Annotated in this window: 17 protein-coding genes; 2 read left to right on the plus strand and 15 right to left on the minus strand. The window is 40.5% G+C overall.

The genetic code is table 11. The features are described 5' to 3' along the window. Positions 1-32 precede the first annotated feature (32 nt). From WSC_RS0112950 to WSC_RS0112960, 3 genes are all read right to left on the minus strand, one after another. Positions 33-911 (minus strand): transglutaminase family protein, encoded by an 879-nt coding sequence (locus WSC_RS0112950; RefSeq protein ID WP_016956360.1) that lies wholly within the window; start codon positions 909-911, stop codon positions 33-35. Beyond that, the gene (locus WSC_RS0112955) at positions 908-3,421 is read right to left on the minus strand and encodes a circularly permuted type 2 ATP-grasp protein (protein ID WP_237716309.1); all 2,514 of its coding nucleotides are present in this window, start codon (positions 3,419-3,421) and stop codon (positions 908-910) included. Before WSC_RS0112955 ends, WSC_RS0112950 begins: the two co-directional genes overlap by 4 nt. Before the next feature lie 104 nt (positions 3,422-3,525). Beyond that, positions 3,526-6,861, minus strand: a complete 3,336-nt coding sequence (locus WSC_RS0112960) for a transglutaminase family protein (RefSeq protein ID WP_016956362.1) — start codon at positions 6,859-6,861, stop codon at positions 3,526-3,528. 241 nt (positions 6,862-7,102) lie between these two features. Between WSC_RS0112960 and WSC_RS0112970 the strand changes: the two genes are divergently transcribed. Beyond that, positions 7,103-7,663: a hypothetical protein gene (locus tag WSC_RS0112970; RefSeq protein ID WP_016956364.1), complete on the plus strand. Its 561-nt coding sequence runs from the start codon at positions 7,103-7,105 to the stop codon at positions 7,661-7,663. A gap of 598 nt (positions 7,664-8,261) precedes the next feature. Here WSC_RS0112970 and WSC_RS0112980 read toward each other — a convergent pair. The 11 genes from WSC_RS0112980 to leuA all read right to left on the minus strand — a co-directional run bounded on the left by WSC_RS0112980 (position 8,262) and on the right by leuA (position 20,360). Continuing rightward, positions 8,262-8,945 (minus strand): hypothetical protein, encoded by a 684-nt coding sequence (locus WSC_RS0112980; RefSeq protein ID WP_026016839.1) that lies wholly within the window; start codon positions 8,943-8,945, stop codon positions 8,262-8,264. 2 nt (positions 8,946-8,947) lie between these two features. Further along, entirely contained in the window at positions 8,948-10,084 is a 1,137-nt protein-coding gene (locus tag WSC_RS0112985; protein WP_016956367.1) for an AAA family ATPase, read from the minus strand. A 381-nt stretch (positions 10,085-10,465) separates the two neighbouring features. Beyond that, a complete protein-coding gene (locus WSC_RS25045; RefSeq protein WP_016956368.1) occupies positions 10,466-10,741 on the minus strand; it encodes a hypothetical protein in 276 nt (91 codons plus the stop codon). Next, the gene (locus WSC_RS0112995) at positions 10,725-10,913 is read right to left on the minus strand and encodes a hypothetical protein (RefSeq protein WP_157447282.1); all 189 of its coding nucleotides are present in this window, start codon (positions 10,911-10,913) and stop codon (positions 10,725-10,727) included. Before WSC_RS0112995 ends, WSC_RS25045 begins: the two co-directional genes overlap by 17 nt. A gap of 11 nt (positions 10,914-10,924) precedes the next feature. Further along, entirely contained in the window at positions 10,925-11,287 is a 363-nt protein-coding gene (locus WSC_RS0113000; protein WP_157447283.1) for a hypothetical protein, read from the minus strand. A 327-nt stretch (positions 11,288-11,614) separates the two neighbouring features. Continuing rightward, positions 11,615-12,631, minus strand: a complete 1,017-nt coding sequence (locus WSC_RS0113005; RefSeq protein ID WP_016956371.1) for a cupin-like domain-containing protein — start codon at positions 12,629-12,631, stop codon at positions 11,615-11,617. 14 nt (positions 12,632-12,645) lie between these two features. Beyond that, entirely contained in the window at positions 12,646-13,371 is a 726-nt protein-coding gene (locus WSC_RS0113010; protein WP_016956372.1) for a SapC family protein, read from the minus strand. Between the two features lie 48 nt (positions 13,372-13,419). Then, entirely contained in the window at positions 13,420-14,985 is a 1,566-nt protein-coding gene (locus WSC_RS0113015; RefSeq protein WP_016956373.1) for a tryptophan halogenase family protein, read from the minus strand. 226 nt (positions 14,986-15,211) lie between these two features. Beyond that, positions 15,212-18,166: a TonB-dependent receptor gene (locus WSC_RS0113020; protein WP_016956374.1), complete on the minus strand. Its 2,955-nt coding sequence runs from the start codon at positions 18,164-18,166 to the stop codon at positions 15,212-15,214. A 158-nt stretch (positions 18,167-18,324) separates the two neighbouring features. Further along, positions 18,325-18,558 (minus strand): hypothetical protein, encoded by a 234-nt coding sequence (locus WSC_RS0113025; RefSeq protein ID WP_016956375.1) that lies wholly within the window; start codon positions 18,556-18,558, stop codon positions 18,325-18,327. A gap of 113 nt (positions 18,559-18,671) precedes the next feature. Further along, positions 18,672-20,360 carry a 2-isopropylmalate synthase gene (leuA, locus tag WSC_RS0113030; RefSeq protein ID WP_016956376.1) on the minus strand — a complete coding sequence of 563 codons (1,689 nt, stop codon included), beginning with the start codon at positions 20,358-20,360 and terminating at the stop codon, positions 18,672-18,674. 153 nt (positions 20,361-20,513) lie between these two features. Here leuA and WSC_RS0113035 point away from each other — a divergent pair, with 153 nt between their 5' ends. Then, positions 20,514-20,978, plus strand: coding sequence for an Lrp/AsnC family transcriptional regulator (locus tag WSC_RS0113035; RefSeq protein ID WP_016956377.1), 465 nt, complete (start codon positions 20,514-20,516; stop codon positions 20,976-20,978). A 55-nt stretch (positions 20,979-21,033) separates the two neighbouring features. Here the strand turns inward: WSC_RS0113035 and WSC_RS22735 are convergent. Further along, positions 21,034-24,026, minus strand: a 2,993-nt coding sequence (locus WSC_RS22735; protein WP_016956378.1) for a glycosyl hydrolase, incomplete at its 5' end; no start/stop codon positions are given.

Here is a 24,026-nt window from a genome sequence, read left to right on the forward strand (position 1 = left end):
CTTCTATGCCGCTATGCTTTTATAGTAAAACTCTATTCGTGTCGTTTCATATCTACTGCAACTGCTAATTGGTGCATACCGCCACCAAAAACTATACCTTTCAGTGGGGTAACATCTGCAAAATCCCGACCAACTGCTAATGTTATATGTTGATCATTAGGTAAAACATTATTGGTTGGATCAAAATCTACCCAACCAACGTCCGGCACATACAATGCAAACCAAGCGTGAGTTGCATCTGCGCCTTCTAACTTTTCTTGACCTTCTGGTGGAAAAGTTTCTATATAACCGCTGACATATCGACCCGCCAAACCAATACTGCGCAAACAGGCGAGCGCAAAGTGTGCAAAGTCCTGACAAACGCCCTTTTTCGAGGCAAAAACTTCAGCAAGTGGTGTACTAATTGTAGTTGCTCCTGACTCATACTGAAAGTCGCTAAAAATTCGCGCCATTAGATCTTCGCACGCTTCGACAATAGCTCGGTTTGGCGTGAATGACTGCAAAGCATAATCTTTCATTTCAGCTTGGTAGCGAGTAAAAGCCGAGACCAAAGTAAATTCGGCAGCTTTTAACGTTTGTGGGGTAATAGGATTCGCCAACGCCTGTACTACAGACTCCCAAGGCATTTGCCAGCCGAGCATATTAATTTGCTGACGATTATAAATTTCCACTTCACTAATAGCGGTAACTTGTAGCACTTCGTGTTGGGTTGGAATATCAAACACAGACACTCGATTGCCAAAATAATCGATAAAACTTTGCAAATAATCCACAGTAGGTGATGTGACTATTTCAGTGGTTAAACACTGCTGATACTGGTTGCTTATGGGTGTTAAGCGCGCATGGTTTTGACATAAATTTACCGGCTCACTGTAACTATATGTCGTTGTGTGTTTGATTGTATATTTCACGATTTATCTATACTCCCAAACATAGAGTTGAGCGGAGTCGCAGTTTTAGTGTGTGAGAAATATTGCAATAACAGCATATCGCCAAATCGTTCTAAACTCACTTTGACCGACTGCATTAATTCAATTAGCTCAATGCGTTGCCCTTCTGTTGCCAGCGCTAAAGTTTCTCTATCGGCTAGGTGACATTGAGTTTGCATTTTTAATAGCAACTTAGCATGCGCTGGTAACATGCCGCGCGCGCTATTGTCGGGTAAAAATTTGCACAACTGTGCTAGCTGTTCAACTTGATAAAGTAAACTACGTGGATAATCACCATCTAAGATCAACAGCTCCAAGCCTGTTTCTGTGCTTTGATACATGCGATAACGGCGCTTATGTGTAATTAAACTCACTTGGGTCGACAACACAGCTTCTAACATGCTTAGCTGCTCGATTTCCGATAATGACTGACCTAACAAATGTTGGCAGACACTGGCAATTTGTGTTGAGCGTTCGACCCTGCGGCCAATATCCAACATAAACCAGCCATTGCTATTGGCCATACTGTCAGAGGTTGAACCATTAAACGCCATTAAAAAGCCTATGATGCGGTCAATGGTGGCTTGCATCACACGTGTAGAAGCTGAAGCCGGCGATTTTGCGATGCGACGAATTTCATCATTAATATCATCAATAATGCGCCAACTATCCAGTGACAATAATTCGCGCACCTGCAAGGCACTGTTTTTCAAAGCTTTTAATGTATTGATTAAACTGCCGCTGAATTCTTGATCGGCAAACAGCTGACTGGCGATTTCACGTGGAATGTACGACTGAGTCTCACTTTGGCTGATATTTTGTTCCGCGTACGGAAAAACCACAGCTTGGTTAACCACAGCTTCAACTAATCGGCTGACAATAGCTTTATTGTTGCTGTCTGGGTAAATGGCAAATTCGGTGAATCTGTCAATAAGCACCCTAAGCATACGTACTGTGTTTTCACCACGCTCTAAATAACGGCCTAACCAATATAAATTCTCAGCTGTGCGCGATGGTATTACCCCATCTAACAGAGCTAAATCAGACATCTCTTTGGTTAATTTAGGCAAAGTGCGAATACTGGTTTGTGGGGTATTGCTGCGGATCCAAGTATCTTTAATCCAACCAGCTGTTGGTGTTGATTTAATCCCAGTTGCTGAAAAACATAATGCAGATGGTAATACCTCAATATTGTTACCCGAAACTAAAGTAAAACAGCGCATAACAATAGGTTGAGCGACTAAATTGTGATCATCCCAAAATGGCGCACTGCTATATTTAGCTTTTTTAAGATAATAATAATCTGCCATTTGTTCGCTGGTTAAACCATCAAACAAAGACATAATCTTTTCAGCTTGGCTTTCGCCGTCCAGCATAAATTCAGCTTGGGAAAAGCGACCTATTTGGTAATCGGCTAAATTAGGTAATAAATTATCTAAGTCAGCAGCAGTCAGTGGGCTAGGTTGAGCTTCTGGCAAGATCAGTGATTGGCGATTAAAATACTGTGAAATTTGTTCTAGTTTACTTTTAACTTGAGGCGTTTCGAGTATGCCACAACCAACCGGATTGACTATATGCACACTGCCTTCACGAATAGCTTGAAATAGCCCAGGGATACCATCAATTGAATAATCAGTTTGTTCAAGTGAGTCGAGCACATTGTCGGCTAACCAGCGCACAATTACATCAACTTTGCGTAACCCCTTCAGTGATTTTAACCAAACTTTGCCTTTGCGCACTGTTAAGTCGGCACTGTTGACTAGGGTGTAACCCATGTATGAAGATAAAAACGCATGTTCTGAATAATAAGGGTCGTCTGGCCCTTTACTTAATATAACCACACGCGGATCGCGCAAGCCCGTGGTTAAATCATTAATATTTTGCTGAAATTTACCGAAAAAGTTGGCGATGCGCTGCACATTACATTCGGCAAATTCATCGCCCATGACTCGACGAGCAATAATGCGGTTTTCTAATAATAAACCTAGACCTTGTGGGCTTTGTAGATGGTCTGATTTAACTTTAAACAAACCATCTGCATCACGGTAAATATCGAATGCTGCAATAAAGATTGGGTTGGCGTTTGCCGCGAAGCTGTTTTTTTCACGAATATATAAAGGTGAAGATTGAATGGCTCGAGCATCTAAAATACCGTTAAGCATTAACTGTTGTGAGCCATAAATATCTTGCGCTGTGCGGATCAATAATTGAGTGCGCTGTTTAACCCCATCTTGAATAATCTGCCAATCACATTCAGACAACATCAGCGGCATAGGATCAAGCCGCCAACTAGATTGGGCGCCTGTATGGGTCACGCCGCTGTCTTGCAACAAACGTTTAATTTCGTTGCTGCGCAGATGAATGTCTTTTTCAGTTAAATTGGCTAAGCGCGCAAATAGAACATCCCAATGCGTGGTGTCACCACCGCAGTGGTGCTCCACTTCATCATGGATATGTGAGCCATTTAAATAGCTGGCGAGCCAGCTAGGCATTTCTAACATTGTGTGAGATTCGCTGTAGTACAAGTGCTGTCTCTCTAGTATATACCTAGTTTGCCCAAACCGAGCTAAATTAGATAAACGTTAGTCATTTATGGCTAGCGCACAGGTCTGCGCAGATCCAGCGTATGCGGATAATCTTTATTAAAAGACTCTTCCGCAGGTACGATAAAATCTGCAATTGCTTCGTGTGCTTCCACTCTATATTGCATTTGGCTTGGATGCCACACAGGTGCATCTTCTTGCCATTCCACATAAGTATTTGGTGTATGTCCATGCTGCCAGAAGCGCGCCAGCCTGCGCCCTTCCGCCTCGAATGCATTCACCGGGAAAGTTGCAAAACTGCGGCCACCCGGATGCGATACATGGTAGGTAAAACCACCAATTGAACGACCTGTCCAATTGTCATAAACATCAAATACCAAAGGTGCGTGCACACCAATAGTTGGGTGCAATGCATTTGGTGGCTGCCAAGCCCTAAAGCGAATTCCGGCAACCATAGCACCTTTGTCTGTCGTTTGTTTCATAGGTAAACGACGACCATTACAAGTCACTATATATCTATCACCGACTAAACCTTTTACTTTTAACTGCACACGCTCAAGGGATGAATCAACACTGCGCGCTGTACCAGTTGAGGTCGATTCTTCTCCCAATACATGCCAAGGTTCAATTGCGGTGCGTAATTCCAACTGCACTTGGTCAATTTCGCGTTTACCACAAACCGGGAAACGGAATTCTAAGAAAGGCTCAAACCAAGCCAAATGCATATTAAAACCAGCGGTTTGCAAATCACGACAAATTTGCGCTATGTCTTGTTTTACATATTCGGGCAATAAAAACTTATCGTGCAACTCTGTGCCCCAGCGCACTAAAGGTTTGTGATATGGCGTTTGCCAGAACCAAACTAATAATGTGCGCAGCAACAACATTTGCATCAAACTCATACGCTCATGCGGCGGCATTTCAAAACCACGGAACTCGACTATGCCTAAACGACCAGTTGCTGATTCTGGCGAATACAGTTTGTCGATACAAAATTCGGCTCTGTGGGTATTACCGGTTAAATCCACTAATAAATGACGTAACAAACGGTCCACCAACCAAGGCTGCGGTACTTCACCTTGTGGCATGTGGGCAAAGGCTATTTCTAGTTCGTACAATAATTCATCACGTGCTTCATCTACCCTTGGTGCTTGGCTGGTTGGGCCAATAAATAAACCTGAGAATAAATAAGATAATCCAGGATGATGCTGCCAATAGGTTATAAAACTACGTAGCACATCTGGCCTGCGTAAAAACGGGCTATTGAGTGGTGTTGATGCGCCCATAGTCACGTGGTTGCCACCACCTGTGCCTGTATGGCGACCATCTACCATAAACTTATCTGTGCCTAATCGACTTTGTTTTGCCAATTTGTACAAGGTTTGTGTACGCTCTACCAACTGTAACCAACTGGTAGATGGATGGATATTGACTTCTATCACACCGGGATCTGGCGTAACCGCAAATTTTTCAATACGGCTGTCATGCGGTGGTGTATAACCTTCTAACACCACAGGGATCGCCAGTTTATCTGCAACTGTTTCTATCGCATTAACTAGTTTTAAATAATGTTCCACATGATTGAGTGGTGGCATAAATATGCACAACTGACCATCTCGCGCTTCAATTGCCAAAGCAGTTTTCAGTAATTGACTGCCTAAATAACCTGCTTGTTTTTGTGTATAAGATTGACCGAGTTCATGGTCAAAACTCGCTGGTATGCTAGTTGGATCACGTTCAATAAACTCGGCAGCTGCGCCTAAACTATTTAGCGGTAAACGATAACCAATAGGTGAATCACCCGGCAGTAAAAAACAATGTTCGCGTTTAAACGTCCATCGACAGCTCTGCCAACATTTTTGGCCAAAATCCCACTGAATAGGCAACACATAGCCTGCTGGTTTATCTAAACCTTTTTCCATTTTGGCTAAAAAGCCTTTACGGCTCATGGCATCTAGTAATTCAGGTTGTTTCGGACTTGGATCTTGCGGTAAACAGCCTTCTTGCCACAAGTGATAAAGCACATCTTCATAAGCTGTGGTGATAGCTTGTGCTGGTAAACCTAATTGCTCAGCCAGTGCTGAACTAAACTGCTGCGCTTGTTGTTCGGTTATTTGATAATCTTTATGCACATCGGCCAATAATTCAGGTTTGTGCCAAATTGGCTCGCCGTCTTTGCGCCAATAACTGGCATATTGCCAACGCGGTAAAGGTTCACCCGGATACCACTTACCTTGACCAAAATGGCTAAATGCCCCTTTGGTAAAAGTTTGCTGCATTTTGACAAAGAGTTTGTGCGCTAAAATACGTTTTTCAACACCATCGGCTGCGGTATTCCATTGGGCGCTTTCCATATCATCAACAGAAATAAAAGTGGGTTCACCGCCCATGGTTAATTCAATACCCTGTTGTTGCATCAATTGGTCAACTTTAATCCCAAGCTGATTCATCTCTGCCCATTGCGCTTCTGAATAAGGTTTAGTAACGCGTGGCATTTCCACCAAACGTTTTACCTTATTCGAGTAACTAAATTCACTTTCACACATTTCCAGCGCGCCCGAGACAGGTGCCGCTGAAGTTGGCTCTGGGGTACAAGCAAGTGGGATATGCCCTTCACCGGCAAATAAACCAGAAGTTGGATCTAACCCTATCCAACCCGCGCCTGGAATATACACTTCAGCCCATGCGTGTAAATCAGTAAAGTCTTCTTCTGGGCCACTTGGGCCATCAAGTGATTTTTCATCAGGCGTTAGCTGAATTAGATAACCAGACACAAAGCGTGTAGCTAAACCTAAGTTACGCAGCAGTTGCACCAATAACCAAGCTGAATCGCGGCACGAGCCTGATTTTTTCTCTAAGGTTTCATCAACTGTTTGCACACCCGGCTCTAAGCGAATGCCATATTTAACCATTTCATATATATGGCGATTGGCGTTAACCACAAAATCGACAATTGCGACTTCATCGCCTTTGGTATATTTGCTTTTGACTTCGGTAATTAATTCGGCAAACTGTTCACTGACCGTTAGACATTCAAGATAAGGGGCTAAATCTTTTTTAGTTTGCTCAGGGTAGGAAAATGGATAATGCTGCGCATAAGTTTCAACAAAAAAGTCGAACGGGTTAATCACTGTCATATCCGCGACTACATCTACAGTGAAATAAAACTTATCGGTTTTTTCAGGGAAGACGACGCGGGCTAAATAGTTACCAAAAGGGTCTTGTTGCCAGTTGATAAAATGATTTTCAGGATAAATTTTTAAAGAATAACTAACAATAGGTGTGCGGCTGTGTGGTGCAGGACGTAAACGAAATATATGTGGCTCTAATTGAATAGCGCGGTCGTAGTTATATTCCGTGTGGTGGGTTACCCCAACCCGTATGGTCATAATCAATTCCTCTTTTGGCAACAAATGCCCATGCAGATAATTTCCCAGTAAATCATTTAAACTGCAAGAAGAATTGATTAAATTTTAATAAATTTTTCAACCTAGTCGTCTTGTTTGAGCTGGCTGCAAACTGCAACAAACAATTGAGCTGACTTGAAAAAATCAGCATATGCTTTATATTTCTCGCCGCTAGGATTCAGCTCATCTAAATACATCATTCATTCGAAAGTTAAGGACGAAAATGAAATTCAACTATCTCCCACTCGTCAGCCTATTATTAACCGGTAGTGCATTTGCAAACGAACACAAACAGTTTAATTATGTCGAGCTAAGCGCTGGTTTTGTCAGCGACTATGACTTTGGCCATTTATACGGCCATGGTGTGGCAGGCCAATACAGTATGCTCGAAAATTTGTATCTTGCTGGCGCATTTGAATATTGGACAGAAGAAGATTTTGATTATTACATTTCTGACATTGGTATAGGTACTAAGTTTGAAGTTGTGCAATATGTCATTCCTTTTGTTCAAGCCAACTTTAGATATGGGCACACAGAAGATAATAGATGGGACGAGTCGTATCACGGAAAATCCTATATTTTAAATTATGGTATAGCCGGTAATATCAGTCGAGTGCACTACAAACTGGGTATCAATAGATATTTTCATGAAGGCTGGTCACAAAATGACAACTATGAATTTGCTGAAGTGTTTGTTTCTATCACAGATTGGTTATCTGTTGGTGCTAAGTTAGAGAACACGCCAGATGAAACTATCCAAGTGGGTGTTCGTTATAACTTTTGATTAAATTTAGTAGCATGTTGTACAAAGGGCACAATGCCCTTTGTACACCTTTAATTAAATAAATTTCACTTGTTCTGTCATTTTTATTAATAGGGCGAAAATACATCTTATAGTCGCATATGTGCCAAAAGCGGAAGCTTGTAACAGTCATTAGTTCGATCCGCTTTACAGCCTAAACCGAAATTTAAACCATAGTCTCTTGTTATGTGTCATTGCACACAAATTATATGTTTATCCGCAACATATTGCCCATTTGAATTAATTTCATAGACAGCGTGAGCAACCGAACATTTGTTTGAAAAAGAAGATGAAGTGCAGCCAATATATTTTCCATCATGGCTTTTAAACCATAAGCTAAAGTCTTGCTCAATTGATTTCGGTACATCTTGAGTCCTTGTCCAGATCCTAGAATCTGGCATAAAACTACAATGGCCTTCAATAACAGAGCACGAACTTAGATATAAAACAGACATGAATATATTGATTCTCACTCTGCCTCCGTGACACATAACGCCCTGTTAACAGGCAAAAAATTGTTGGCTAAAATAGCGACGAAGGAGCAAGAGCGAACTGTTTTTTGTCCTTGTTAAACGGCTTGTTATGGCAATTCATGATTGATTTCTTTCAATTTGTTAGCTAGTTTTGTAAAAGACTTCAAATGTTCTGTGTCATTAACTCTTTGTTCTATTTTTTCAACGTACTCAGACGTAGCTACACTATCACAGCGTGATTTAGAATAGCGAATACGCTTTTCCCTTAGTGCTTGAATAGCATATTTTGCGTGAAATTGTGAATGAGTGTACTCCGTTGAGAATGCTCCCATCTCCTCTGGATCATCAGTTATTACATTAAAATATCGGAAATAATCAATCAGAGGATAATCATTTGGTTGTCTTGGAATCGCTTGGTTATTTCCCAGCAAGAATGTTTCGAAACAGCGTTTTTGGATAATAACTGTAATTTCAGCGTTAAGCTCTAAATTGAGAGCTTCTATGCCTTCTTTTACCTCTCTTTCTCGATGCTCTACAGTAGATTCATCACAATCAAGAATAATAAAAAAGTGATTAACATCTCCAATATCAACAATATCCTTTGAAGAATTTTCAAGGTGGTTCAAAATCGAAGGGTATCCTTCCCCTGAAATTAAAAAAAACCCCGAGCTACAGCTTTTAAAATCTTCAAATGAATCAAAATAATTAAGTGATGGAATGAAAAATTTAATCCACTCAGGATATACTTGCATCTCAGAGGACACACCTTCAACTAAAAAGTACAACTTCAAACCTATTTCCCTCTATAGATTGCACTATTAATTAACTGAATGAACTTGTCATGGTTACTAGATGAATTAATTATCTGCTCAGCTTCCTTTGCAACTATGTCACTTCCATTTCGAGTTATTATTTTCCAGTTATTAGGTTCTACATTGTTTATTATACGAGGGTGATGTGTTGTTAAAATCACTTGATTTTCAGACATTTGGAGTTCTTCTAAAACGTCTGGTAAACAATTAATACCAAGACTATTTTCCACTTCGTCTATAATTATTGGGGCATGGCTACTGCCAAAAAACAATTCCGAAATAATCATCATAGACTTAAACATTCCAGATGAAATATGGAACTGATTTACCTTTGTGCCATTTTCCAACTCTAAATCTATTACAATTAGACTTTTTTCGATTCCATTTTCTGGATCAACTATAGCCTTTACAACGGTAGGTTTTACATGTTTTACTTCAGGAAAAATATTTGAAAAACAAAATTCAAAATCAGAAAATCTTTTTTTATCATAAGCTTTCGCATAATAAATCCTCTCCCTACAATTCATTTCATTATGTGTAGTGGATAACTTATTTATTGAAGCTTCTTTATTATGAATTTCACTTTTGATTTTTTTATTTAAAGCTGAATTTAAAACAGGTGTTGCATGAGGGTCTGAATAACCTCTTGAGTTACTATCTACGATAATAATTGAATTTAAAGCTTTATGAATCTCAGTGATTTTAGAGTCATCTCTAAGCAAATATATTAAACTTTTATACTTGTCCAATGAAGGTAATTTAGTACCATCATAAAAGATTTCACCATCAGACTTATTTAATAAAACATCACCATTTAATACTATTTGTTCATTCAAAAGCTCTGCTGATTCATCACCATCTTTGTCTATTTCTGACTCATCTGCATATTTACCCGACCATTCAATACTATTACCTGAATTATCTGTAAATTTGATCAACCATTCTTCAGCCGCAGCCGAACGTCCCTTTAATATTTCAACAATTGCCATTAATGAATTTATTATAGAAGTTTTACCTGCTCCTGAAACTCCGACTAAAACATTAAATCGATTAAATTTAACGTTATCAATTTTAATCTTAGTATCAGAATCATAATGAAAAATACTATCAATTCTCATGCAAACATTCTCTTTTTTAACTTTTTCATATTGTAACTCGTTATTACCTACATTGTGGAATTTTTCGCATCATTGTGACGGTTGAGCACTTATTGCCATAACGAGACTGTAGAATTACTCCAGTCTGTAAAAATAAAATTAAATTGCGCGCTCCTACGTAAAATTTAGCTAACCTTGAGATGAATAGTTAACTAGATTTCACGTAAACACGCCATTTTTGGCATATAAAACGTTCCTTATATACTCCAAATGCCAAATATGAGTAATTCTACAATCTCAACGCCAAGCTAAGCGGACTAAAATAGTGGGTTATAATTTTGAAGCGAAGCGAAACTTAACCCACTGTTTTAGTTCCGTTTTGAATGCTTTGTGAGCTGAGCCTTACTTTAGTATTGCTTCTACAAATTTTGTAAAAGATGGTGCAATCGGAACTTCAAACGTTGAGTTGAATACCGCTCCAGTCTTAAGCTGAATATAAATAGTTCCATCGATATCATTTGCAAACAGCTCTAAAAAACCATTGTTGAAATGCTCTTTGTGCATATTCTGAGTATAAATGTCTATTTCTGTAATTTGTGGCTCTATACAGTATAAAGGATCACTGTAAATTTCAGCATAATTATACGTTACAAGAAACTCTTTAAACTCTATCGGCAATACAATATTTAGTTTCTAAATCGTCAACAGCATTCAATGAAATCCCTTTACCTAATTCGCCAGAATGCTCTTCCAATAATTCAATTAATTTCATAGTAAAAATGCTCAATTGACCAGCTAACTCCCGCTTAACACGCAATGTGTTGGCATGGCTTTTTGCGTTGTTTGCCAAAACCATGACAACTAAACATTGTCGGAGTTTAAGCGTTTGTTAGGTTTACTTTTATAGACAAACCCAAAGACTAGAGCTAGATGAGTTAGTAACAAACCAAACAAAATAAAATCGTAAGAGCTGTAAAACTCAATTGTTGAATCTAAAACATCGGTATTTTTATATTGCTCTGACTTAATATCCTCAAGCATCATTTTGGTTAAGCTTATTAGAGTTTCCTTATCAGCTGAGTCTAAGCTGGCTTCGACCTCAGCTAATTTGGAATAATTAACTGGAATGGTTGTCGTATCTTTTACCATCGATGGTAAATACAATGAAAAAAGAGAATACCCAACCAGAGATAAACTTGAGATTAAGATTAACCATTTATGCACGATACTTCCTGTAAACCTAAGGCTTTAATATCGAGCGATTGGGTCGTTTTTGTGCCGAGAACCGTCTCGAGTTTCTACTTAATGAATTTTTATCATAGTGGATAACTTATTGCTACAAAAAGCTTTCAGCTTTAAAAGCTAATGTTGCTTGAGGATAAAATCGACCAAATTGCTTGTTTTCCTGATTATACGAGAAACATGTAAATGGACAGCCAAAAAATAAACATAGTGAAGATCAGCTTCTCGCTCATGGCTGTCTATCTGATAAGGTCTAAACTGATACATTTAAACTGTTCAATCAGATATGCGCAACTCCCCTTCAACCTGCTAACGATTTAATCTATTTAACACTATGCCACGTAAGCGCCGAATAATATCCGCTGTCATTTTTCCAACCGATGCTTGGCAATGTTCTGGAATATGTGCAGCGGCGCGTTCTCTATCGCTAAATACATAATAATCAAACATATTCTTCCAAGCTTGTTTTTGTGCTTCAGGTAAATCGCGAATGGTCATTTGTGCATAGGTTAATGCACCTGCAGGTGTTTCCATAAAGTTTGGTGATTGCCGCCACCAATAATTCACCAGTACGTTAAAGCCAGTTAAACTTTCAACATGGTGCCACCACATAGAGGGTACAAATACCGCATCGCCTGGCTCCAATTCTGCCACCCAAGCATTTTCCATTGCCGTTTTAAATTTTGGGAAACGGGCAAAATCAGGTTGGTGAAAATCGACTAAACTAATTGCCTGACCTGCAGGGTTAAACTCCAACGGGCCAACATATAAGTTTTCTAGCTGATCAGGTGGAAACAAAGTAAAACGACGTTTGCCAACCGCATTCACAGCTATATTGTCAGGCAAATCAAAATGCGCAGAAATGCGTGAGCGGTTGCTTATCCAAACACTCACTAAAGGTTTATTAGGCGTAGCTAGCTGCAAATCGTTTGTTTGACGAAAACCCGGTAAACACATATCTACCGAAGTTGAACCAACATAAACAGACGGTGATTCTGGCATTGGATAATACTGCTGAATTTTATCTAATACTTGAGTTAAATTGGCGCGAGTATTTTGATAGTTAAAGCCCGTCATATCTTGGTTATAACCAAAACGGCCTTTTATTTCAGGCTGACCAACAAATGCACCAACTTGCTCACCTTGATAAAACTGCCGAATATATTTATCCGCCTCAGCGGCTGAATTTAATCCAGCTTTAACCAAAGGCCAATCGGCCGCCAAGCCTTTTAAAATAAACGGCTCTGTTGCGGTTAATAAATGTTTAGGGATGTCATTACTTGTACATCCCTCGATTGTTTTAACTGCTTGCCCAAATGCTTGCATGCAACTCTGTCACTCTACTTATTTAACAAAGTTTTGTTTTTGCGTTCAATTAAGTCGCGAATAGAACTCATTGACGCTAATACCATATAGATACTTTGCAAAAAACCTTCTTTGTGTAAGTCAGCTAGCGCCTCTGCAGTTAGCGCGTTCACTTTTTCTTCATGAATGGTGTAAAAGCCAATTAACTGATTTTGTGAACCATCGTTCAATTCAACTTCTAAGGTGAACGATTCTAACAGCTCATATTCAACTAACTTTTGCACAAAAGCTTTGCCGTGATCTTGCCCTGCATGAATAGCTTGTAGCATAGCACTGACTTTTTCTAAATATGGCGTTTGCCCGCCGTGTTCTAAAAATACCGCTTCGCCTTCTTCGTTACTTACGCGTGGGCTATCCATATTAATGTGGATAACAGGTTTCTTTTCACCTGTTTCTCTGTCTTGCTGAAAACCAATTAAAAACGGGTCTCTGTCCATCACTAATGGGATATAACCCGCATCCCACTTATCATCTTTTAAAAACAAGTTTTCTTTTTGCTCAAAACCAAACATAGCCACTGGCATAAACTCGCCTGTTTGAGCGTCTTTGCGGAAAAAAATTGGGTAATCATGCTGAACACTGCGAAACTCAACCGGAAAGGTCATGCAAAACATAACTTGGTCGCCCATATCGGCATTGCGTTTACGGCTAATTTTTAGGTCTTTGTGATCCACATTGTTTAATAATGCATGGTTGCTCATGTGTATTGCCTCTATTGGTTTATCTGTGCTTTTATCTTGATAGATTGTTTATATTTTTTGAAATCCATATTGATGGATTTTTAAATTAAGCTCGCGATTAGTCGGTAACTGACTAACCACTTGGTTGCTCTTACGCGCTGTTTCAGCGAATAGCCTTTCAGCTTCTTGCATGAGTTTAGCTTGGCTTTGGGTTTTATGCGTTCGTTTCAGCGTTTCGAACCCCATTCCGTACAAAACATATTGATAACTGGCCGACGAAAACAAACTTTCAGTATGGGTTGCATCAAAATGCCACGGCGATTGATAGCGCCATAAATTGAGGTTGTCTTGTAAACTTTGTGGAATGCTTGAGTCGTCACGGTTATCTAACCAATAGGCTGAATCATCTCTTTTGCTCAATACATAATGCACTTTTAAAAAGTCGACGATTTGTTGCCAACGTTCACTAAATTTTGCATTAAAACGCGCTGCCACTATATCCATAACTTGACGATTTTGCGGTAGCTGTTCGCTGATCATTTGTGCCGATAATTCAACTAATACTAAAGCTGATGCTTCTAATGGTTCGATAAAACCAGCGGCCATGCCAACAGCAACACAGTTGTTATGCCAAAACTTCTGTTTATGGCCAGGATTAAATTTAATCTGTTTAAGCTCAGCCTGTTTGGCATATTCAGCACTACTGGCTTGTGCGACATAATCACGAATAACCTGCTCGGCCTCGTCTATACTTGTGTGCGCGTCACTAAAAACATAACCACAACCACGGCGGCTAGGCAGTGCAATATCCCAAGTCCAACCAGCTTGTTGGCCGGTTGATAAGGTGTGCGAGGCAAAATTTTCATCTTGGCTTGCATAGGGCACATGCACAGCCAATGCAGTATTGTTAAACAAATAGCGCTGCAAATTAATGTTATTAATACCTAGATGTTCACCCAATAAACGCGAGCGGCTGCCACTACAATCGATAAATAAATCACCGGCAATTTCACCAGCAACATCTGTGATTAAACTGGCGATGTCACCATTTGTGTGTGATTTAACCTCTAACACATTTGCTTGAGCATGCTTAACTCCAAGTTTTTCGGTGCAATGCTGAGTTAAGAATTGTGCAAATTTACCTGCATCTAAGTGGTAACCATAATTGGCAACAAAAGCATATTCAGGAGTGGCGATTTGTTTTGGGGCTAAACCGCGATCACAAATATGGCTTTGAAAAGAAACCGCATGGTCAAATCTAACTTGCTCGCGATACTGCTGCCACGCCATAGCTAAATTGTGCTGAGAGAATTCAGCGGGTAGAGAAAACGGGTGATAATATGCATCTTCAACATTATTTGTATGCCAAGCTGCAAACTTAGAGCCTTGTTTAAAAGCTGCGTCGCAGCAACGCATAAAGTCGGTTTCACTCACACCCATTTTTTGTAATGTGGTGCGCATAGAAGGCCAAGTGCCCTCACCAACCCCAACAGTTTTAATATCAGGTGATTCAACTAAAGTAACTTGAATACCATTGGCATCATTCGCCATATGCTCAGCTGCTAACACGCCAGCGGTTAACCAACCGGCACTACCACCACCTAAAATGACTATATGTTTAACCTGCTGGTTCATTAATCTTGTACCTACAAACCACTGCGATAGATTTATAACAACATGCTAACCTAAAACGTTTTCATAGTCACATATTTACAACAAGTCATCTGCTGCTTTTTTGTAAAAACTATAATGCTGTTTCAAGTGCACAACTGCCTGTTAATAAAATAAGTTCCGAATAAGTTTAAGAAAAGAAGGTGTTAAGCTTGGGCTTAACACCTTGGTTTTGATTAAGCGCGAAAGCTTAGAAAGTGTAACGTGCACCTATGTTGTATCTTGGACCCGTTTGAGTCGCATTTAATAAGTGGTAGGTTGTTCTGCCATACGAACGTGAATACTCATCTGTTAAGTTAATTGCTTCTACAAAAACAGATAAGTTGTCATTAATGTTGTAGCTTACATTGGCATCAACCTGCCCATAGGCTTGAACATAAGTTGGGTTTGCCCCTGTATCCTGAGCTGTCGAAGATAAGAAATCGTCACGCCAGTTGTAGGCAATACGAGCCTGAATTCCGTGCTTATCATAGAACAACACTAAGTTGGCAGAATCACTCGCACCAATTAGCGGGAACTGCTGATCTAAGCTGAAATTGTCGTATTCAATGTCACCATCTACAGTTGTGAAATTGATGATACCGCCAAAACCAGAATCACCGAACACGTGCTGTAAAGCAACTTCCCAACCATACACCTTATTGGCACGCTCGTTTACAGGGATGGTAATTAAAAAGTTAGATACTCCATCTTCACCAGGAATGGCACTAATCTGACCTTTATCAACATCTACATACTCTGTATCACCATAGTTGTCGAATATGTACTGACGAATTGCAGCCGAGTCATTACCCACAGCCTCAAACGCCTCTTGATATCGAGGGCCGTTTGCTGGGTGCGGAATATTAAATGCCTCACGGTTTTCGAATTTAGTACCAATGAAGTTTTCTACGTCTTTCATGTAGTAACCAACAGAAAGATAACTGCCTTCATCGTAATACCATTCTACCGATAAGTCATAGTTGCTCGATTCAAAAGGCACCAATTCTGGATTACCTTCAAAACCTGTACCGCCATTTACGCGGACTGGCTGATCAATCGTAATACCACCTTGTATATCGTTAAACTTAGGACGAGTAATGGTTTTACTATAAGAAGCTCTTAACACTAAGTCATCAGTCAATTCGATATCAAAGTCTAAACTAGGTAACCAATGAGAATAATCGCCTTCTAAACTAGTTTCTATTTTAGTGCCATTATCAACCGCAAAAAATTCGTTATCTGCAGTCCAAACCAGCGCTTCATAGTCAGGGAAACGAGCAGTAGAAAACACATCTGTCGTTTCAATTCTTAAACCTGTCGATAAATTAGCTGGCATAGTCCCGATATCAAACACTAAGTTTGCTTGAGCATAAGCGCTTTTAACTTCTTCAACAGTTGTTCTGTCTACATCCATTTCAGACTTAGTACAGAAGCCAGTACCACAATCCCCTTCTCCAGTTGAATATAACTCAGCGGCTCTTGCTCGTACTGTCGCAAAATCCCACTTAAAGAATTGAGTTTGTAATTTTGGATTATCCGCACCAGGAATATTAAATTCGCCATCGAAATCGTGAAGAGGCCAGAAGTCATCAGCAAAATCACCTGCTTCACCAACACCACCCCAAGTATCTCGCTGTACGTTTGAATAAGCCGAACGAACATTTGTTTCAGTTGAACTTAGACCAAATTGAATACTTTCAACAATACCATCGTCAAATTTATACTCGGTATGAACTTGTAATTGATCGATTTCCATCTTCATGCGGCTATCGCGGAATGAACTACCTGTAATTCGCATATCCGCTGGATTAATTGTTACTGGATTACCATCAACATCATCTAATAACTCCAATACTGGAAAATCTTGATCAAAATGACCAATAGTCTCACCACGAACCCAGGTAGCAGCACTTATAACATTGTTGCTGCCGTAAGGGCTGTTTGGTTTAGATTCAGCGGTTGATGAGTGGTAATCAACCACAACGTTGAAGTTGTCGCTTACTTGCCAATCAGCATTAAAGCCAATTGACTTATTCTCGCTGATAGTCGCGTAATCACCAGCGCCCATAGTAAAGTCACCTTTATTATCAGGTGTTTGCTCTGCATAAATTAGAGCTGATGCGTTTGGACCGTCAGTCCAAACACCAGTAGACGGGCCAAAATTAAACCAAGCTGACATATCGTTAAACTGGGTTTCAACTTCATTTTTAGAGTAGGTGTAATCAACAGTCGTTGTTAACGATTCAACAGGTTGGAATTGTAATGTCAACTGGCCGTTGGTACGGGTACGCTGAACTTCATGAAACGCATAACCTAAACTTTGAGGCACAGAATACACATCTTCATCGCCAGGTCGATTGTCATGCCCTGAATCAGGGCCATCTGGAATGCCCCCCCAAGTTGCAGTGCCAGCGCCCCAATCTTGGTCAGCTACACCAGAAAATGTCCGCCAACCACCGGTTGTCGCACGTTTATTACCACTTTCTCGGTTTTGATAACTTGTAGATAATGAAACACCTATTTTGTCATCAAAGAAAGTATCACTGATCAAAGCAGAAAACTCAGGCGTTAACGAAGCACCTTTTTCTGTAGAGGTATCGTGTACTGCTTTAACCCCAACACTTGCTTTAAAACCAGGATTAGTCAAAGGCTTATGGGTTTCAATATTGATAGTTGAACCTATACCACCGGTAGGTATTGACGCTCGACCAGTTTTATAAACTTGCACCCCGGCAACGCCTTCTGAAGCTAAGTTTGCAAAGTCAAAAGAGCGTGATGATGAAGCTGATGTTGCTTCTAATGAAGAAACGGGCATTTGACGACCGTTTAAGGTTACTAAGTTAAAGTCTGGTCCAAAACCACGAACAGTAACCTTGCTGCCTTCACCATTTGAACGATCTATTGATACGCCAGTAATACGTTGCAATGATTCAGCCAAATTTGAATCAGGCATCTTACCTATATCTTCCGACGAAATAGCATCCACAACCCCTTTGCTCTCACGCTTAGTATCCATAGCGCGCATAATTGAGCCGCGAATACCTGTCACTGTAATGGTTTCGTCGACGGTTTCTTCTGCATTTGCATAACTTGCATGGCCTGCCATAAGGCTTGCTAGCATGGCGGTTGATACCGCACTTAGTTTAAAAGTTTTGTGTCCCATGTGTTTGCCCTTAGTGTTAGTTTTACACAACATAATCGCGCAAAGGTAAGCGGTTTCATTTGTTATTGTGATACTGCGCAACTTTATGAAACCAAACTAACCATATGAAAGCGCTTTCTAGAAATTAGAGTATTCAACCATTTTCATAAAGTCAATAATTATTTAACAATATGGAAAAGAATACCTGTAGATTGTGTACGTCCTTGTACACTTATCGGTACTGCTACAACTTCGTAAATGTAGTAAACCAGTACATCAACCCAAGAGTCGTAGCGCTGCACATGGTAAGCCATATAGACAAACAACATATAAAACAACCAACCGGAGATTTGCAGCAACCAGAAATTAGGCTCAGGCCAGTTTTTATGGATATTTGTTGGATTAGTTAACATATATGGCGCTCTAAATGCGCGCCCAGTGTAAGCGATTACAGGTTTAGATGGTATGCTAGGCGGTGGGAGATGTCAAATAAGGGGATAACACTCAAGTTATCCCCAGGTAATTTTTAAACTGCAGCGGTTGCTGATGTAGCTTGTTGAACCAAAGTGCGATTTAAGCCATTAATCAAAGCTTGGATCGCCGCAACCGTTATATTGCTGTGTTGTGCAACACCGAAGTGGGTATTGCGCCCAGCAATTTTAAGCTCGATATAACAAATCGCTTTGACATTCGAGCCAGTGCCAATTGAGTGTTCGTGGTAGTCAATCACCTCTATTGGTAAATCGTAATATTGGCTTAATGCTTGTGCAGCGGCATCTATCGGCCCATTGCCTAAACCTATTACATCAACTGTTATACCTTGGTATTCAAAGCTAATTTCCACTTGTTGCTGACTATCAGAGTAACCAGTAACATGGCTTGTTTGGTAGTGAATAGGCGCTGATTTTGCTAAGTATTCCTGTGTGAATAACTCAACAATTTCATTGGCAGTAATTTCTTTGCCGCGACTGTCGTTTACCTGCTGCACAATTTTACTAAACTCGATTTGCAACTTACGTGGCAATTGAATACCTGCTTGTTGCTCAAGTAAAAAGCTAACGCCACCTTTGCCCGATTGGCTGTTTACCCGAACCACAGCATCGTAACTGCGATTTAAATCGGCCGGATCTATTGGTAAATAAGGCACTTGCCATAATTCACCTTGCTTCTGAATCGCCAAACCTTTTTTAATTGCATCCTGATGTGAACCAGAAAACGCAGTAAATACCAATTCGCCCGCATATGGGTGGCGAGGGTGTACTGGAATTTGGTTGCACTCCTCCACCAACTTACGCACTTTGTCGATATCAGAAAAATCTAAACCTGGGTGGACACCTTGTGAATATAAGTTAAGTGCAAGCGTGACTAAATCAACATTACCTGTGCGCTCACCATTGCCAAACAAACAACCTTCCACTCGGTCTGCGCCAGCCATTACCGCGAGCTCAGCTGCAGCAACTGCAGTACCTCTATCATTATGCGGATGCACACTTAAAATAATCGCTTCACGGTTATTTAAGTTTCTATGCATCCATTCAATTTGATCAGCATAGGTATTGGGTGTATTCATTTCGACCGTTGCTGGTAAATTGATGATCATTTTGTTGTCGGCCGTTGGTTGCCAAACATCATTCACTGCATCACACACTTCTTTAGCAAATTCAATTTCGGTACTGGAAAAAACCTCTGGTGAATATTGATAGGTCCAGTTCACTTCGGGTGCGTTGGCAGTTAACTGTTTAACCCATTGTGTGCCTTGAATCGCAATATTTTTGACGCCAGCTTTGTCGGTGCGATAAACAATCTCGCGAAATGCGGGCGCAAGCGGGTTGTACATATGTAAGATAGCTTGTTTAGCGCCGCGCAAACTTTCAACAGTGCGCTCAATTAAGTCAAAACGCGCTTGCACAAGCACTTCTATGGTTACGTCGTCCGGAATATGATTTTCTTCAATTAACAAGCGGGTAAAATCAAAATCGATTTGTGATGCCGACGGAAAACCAATTTCAATTTCTTTAAAGCCCATAGCAACCAATTCTTTAAAAAAGCGTAATTTGGTTTCAATTGACATAGGATCAATCAAAGCTTGGTTGCCATCGCGCAAATCTGTACTCATCCAAATCGGCGGCTTTTCGATAAAGTTATTTGGCCATTGGCGATCAGGCAAACTGACCCCAACAAATCTTTGATATTTACTGGCTGGGTTGTTAATCATATTCGGCTCCACACTGCATTTGTTACTTATGCTTATTATGTTAACGGCTTTAATAAGTGAATGATTGCTAAGATCAAGTTAATTTGCCTAAGCAGCGCAATAAAATTTCACATATAATGTATTTATTGAAATAAAATTTCACAGTAACAAATTATGCAACTAGATAAATACGACAAACTGATTTTACAAACAATTCAAAAACAAGGCAGGATTTCAAACCAAGAACTGGCTGATGCAATTAATTTATCGCCCTCTCCTTGTTTGCGCCGTGTTCGTGCGCTAGAAGATGCTGGCTTAATAGACGGTTATGTCGCACTGGTAAATGCGCGCCAATTGGGGTTAACCTTAATGTCGTTTATTCAAATTAGCATGGACAAACACACGCCCGAACGTTTTCAAGTATTTGAAAAGACCATTGCAGATTTGCCGCAAGTATTAGAGTGCCATTTAATTACCGGCCAAAGTGCTGACTATCTAGTGAAAATTATCGTTAAGGATATGGATGATTTTCAGGATTTTTTATTGAATAAACTGACAAGAATTGAAGGGGTTACAGGTGTGCATTCTTCTTTTGTCTTAAAGTCACCGGTTAACAACACAGCACTGCCGATTTATTAGGTTAGCTTACCCATTAAGCAGCAAATCCGTTTGCCACTTAATTAACCACTAAGTATTACTGTCCAGTACTTACTGTCATTTGCCCTGCTGGTGCTTGTACTGTCACGCCATCAGAGAAGGTGACTTGGCGCTGGGTATCATCCATATTGTAAATCACATATTGTTTAGTGCCGTTTTTGCTAAATACCACTGCTAGCGGATAATCAGCATGAACTTCCGGCGCTATATTACCAAGTGCTTTAAACGCGTGTATCCATTGGTAAGTATGTGCTTTACTCTCGCCCGCTTCGGCGTTGTAGTCTCCATAACTTAGGTAATCGCTAACTGCATCATCTGCGTCCACCATAGCGGACAAATTCCACCAAATATCGCGCCATCTATCTTCAGGTAAACCAGATGGTTTGCCGTTAGTTGCTTCAGTTAAACCAACTTGTACATAATCCGCCATATAGACTGCATGCAAACCAACATGCAAGTTTAACGTGTTCGTTGGTAAACCTTGAATACCTAAAATATGTGCTGGTGCACCACTAAACCAAGTAGAGAAACTGGCGCCATCACCCCAAATAATAGATGTGGTGATTTGGTCGTAACCTGCTGGGAAATTATCAACATCTGTATCTGGTGAATAATAGCCGTCTAAGTTGTTCCAATATTCCCAGTAAGTTGCTGTGGTAGATGCATGCAAATATATGCCATGTTCAGCTAAATCATTTTTACCAGTTATCAAACCATATAAAACAATTGCGCCATATGCATTAGCTGCTTCAGAGGTAGATTCGTTGTTGTTACCACGGGCGAAATTAACCTTGCCTGATGCCCACGAAAAGCCATTGGCAGGGTCGAAATTACGTGTGTACGGGAACATATCATCGTCACGCATTGCCGCGTAATCACGAATAAGTAATTCAATCATAGGACCGTATTGTTGCTCACTACACCAATCGCGTTCTACCCGACATATCTCTGCTGCGGCACGGACAAAATAACCGTAGTGAAAGTGGTGATCGTTAAGCTGTTGATGTGATGCAAACGATTCTTCTATACCTAATAACGTGCTCCATTTTTCGTCAAAAACAAAATATTTATTGGTATCTAAGCTGCCGCTGCTATCTGCGGTAAACCAATCAGCTAATTCATCTTTAAGCCACTGGCGCATAATACCGGCTTCAGTCGACATATTAATCGACTCTGCAATCGCTATAAGCTCTGCCACTTTGCCATAATTTTTACCGGCCCAATAAGTGTCATTTGCTGTATTCCAAGTGTCTTGCCCTGCTGCAACAAAATCATTAACTAAGGTGGTTAATTGGGTAATATCCGTAGTGTCAGTCATAGTTGGTAAATACGGTAAAATTCCAACATAAGGCAGATGATAGTCAAAGCTGGCACTCGGCATAAATTTAATCACACCACGCGCACTGCGGGTTTGATAATTACTGCTCACGTTTGTGTTATTTTTCCACTGCAATGGCTGTAAACCAGCAAGTGTTTGCACTTGCGCACCTGTGGCATCTAAATACTGATGCTGCACAGTAACTGAATAGTCGCTAGGGTCTACTTGGTAATCAATTTGCAACGCCGCAACTTTGTTACGCGCTAGGCTTGCAAATGCGTTGATCATATCTGCATTTGGTTCTGCGCCATTTGCTGGTAAATAGGCCACAGTAAATGAATTAGTCGCAGCACTGATGCCAATAACATTTGAACTGATGTTGCTAAAACTCGTGATGTCGTCACCAACAATTAAAAAGTGATTGGTATTGCCAGCAACCGAGGTTTTAACACCTAGTTGATTAGCCGCTTGGTGGAAAATACTTTTTTCACCACCGTCTTCACGCAAGGTTTTAACTTGAGCATTACCCGCAAGTACCTCGATAAACACATATGGCGAGCCGTATACAAAAGTTGCTTGCATCACATCTGTATCTGCCGATTGCCACAGTACAGTTACCGAACCATCGCTGTAGTCTTTTAATACCGCATTTAGGTTATCGAATTGGTTGTTGGCTATTGCTATGCCGTCAAATACTTCGCTAAATGGATCTGGAATTGGATACAAATATTGAGTAGTGGCCGACTGGAAACCAGACGGTATACCCATCATACGAAAACCTTTATTGGTAATACGTGCGGTTATTGGGTCTGGCGTGATATACGCCGCTTGGTTTGGATCGCCAATTTGCATTTCGCCCATAAAAGCAACCGATCCCCACCAGCGATGGCTTGGCGTTGGAGCGGTAAATGAATCGGCTAATTGTGGATATAACTTAGTTGGCGTACCTGTTGGTATTTGCGTAGAGGCGTCGCACGCTGCAATACCGGGTTCAACTATACCTGCGTTATATATCCAGTTGCCATGGTCAACCACACAGCGATAACTATCCGGATTAATTCTATCTGATATATTACCAGCACCGTATTGAGTAAATTTAGCTGCGGTTGGATCTGTACCTTGGGTTGGTAAATCTTCGCCATCGGCTAAGCCTGTGAAACGAATATTATCTAACTGAAATACAGTGTCAGTTGTTGACGTCGCCCAAATGACTATACCCGTATCAACTTGGCGTAAATCTAGTGTATTAGTAAATGTAGACATAGCTAATTTAACACTTTGCCAACCTGCCCCACCTAAATCACCAAAAGAAATATCACCGGAAGTACAAGGGTAAATACAGTCTAGTTTGCCAGTAAATTGGCTATCACCAGAGACAACTTTAATATCAAATTCTAAAAAACCATTGGCAAAACCTGATAAGTCTAAGGCTTGTGTTGTGCCAATAAAAAATCCAGCAAAATCACCTGTGCTGCCGTGGCTAATTTGTAAAACTTGTCCTCTGTCTACTTCATCAATTATCTGCCAAGCTATGCTAGGGCAAGCGGCACCATCATCATTTTGACATTCACCCCAACCTATGGCTTCGTCAAAAGCTCGTAAACCTTTATCCCACAAAGCATTCACCTGCCCATCAACAAAAACAGCTAGCTCGTCGGCCGGTGTTGGCGTTGGCGTTGGCGTTGGCGTTGGCGTTGGCGTTGGCGTTGGCG

It is taken from the genome of Catenovulum agarivorans YM01 (assembly GCF_000281085.1).
Classification (GTDB): domain Bacteria; phylum Pseudomonadota; class Gammaproteobacteria; order Enterobacterales; family Alteromonadaceae; genus Catenovulum; species Catenovulum agarivorans.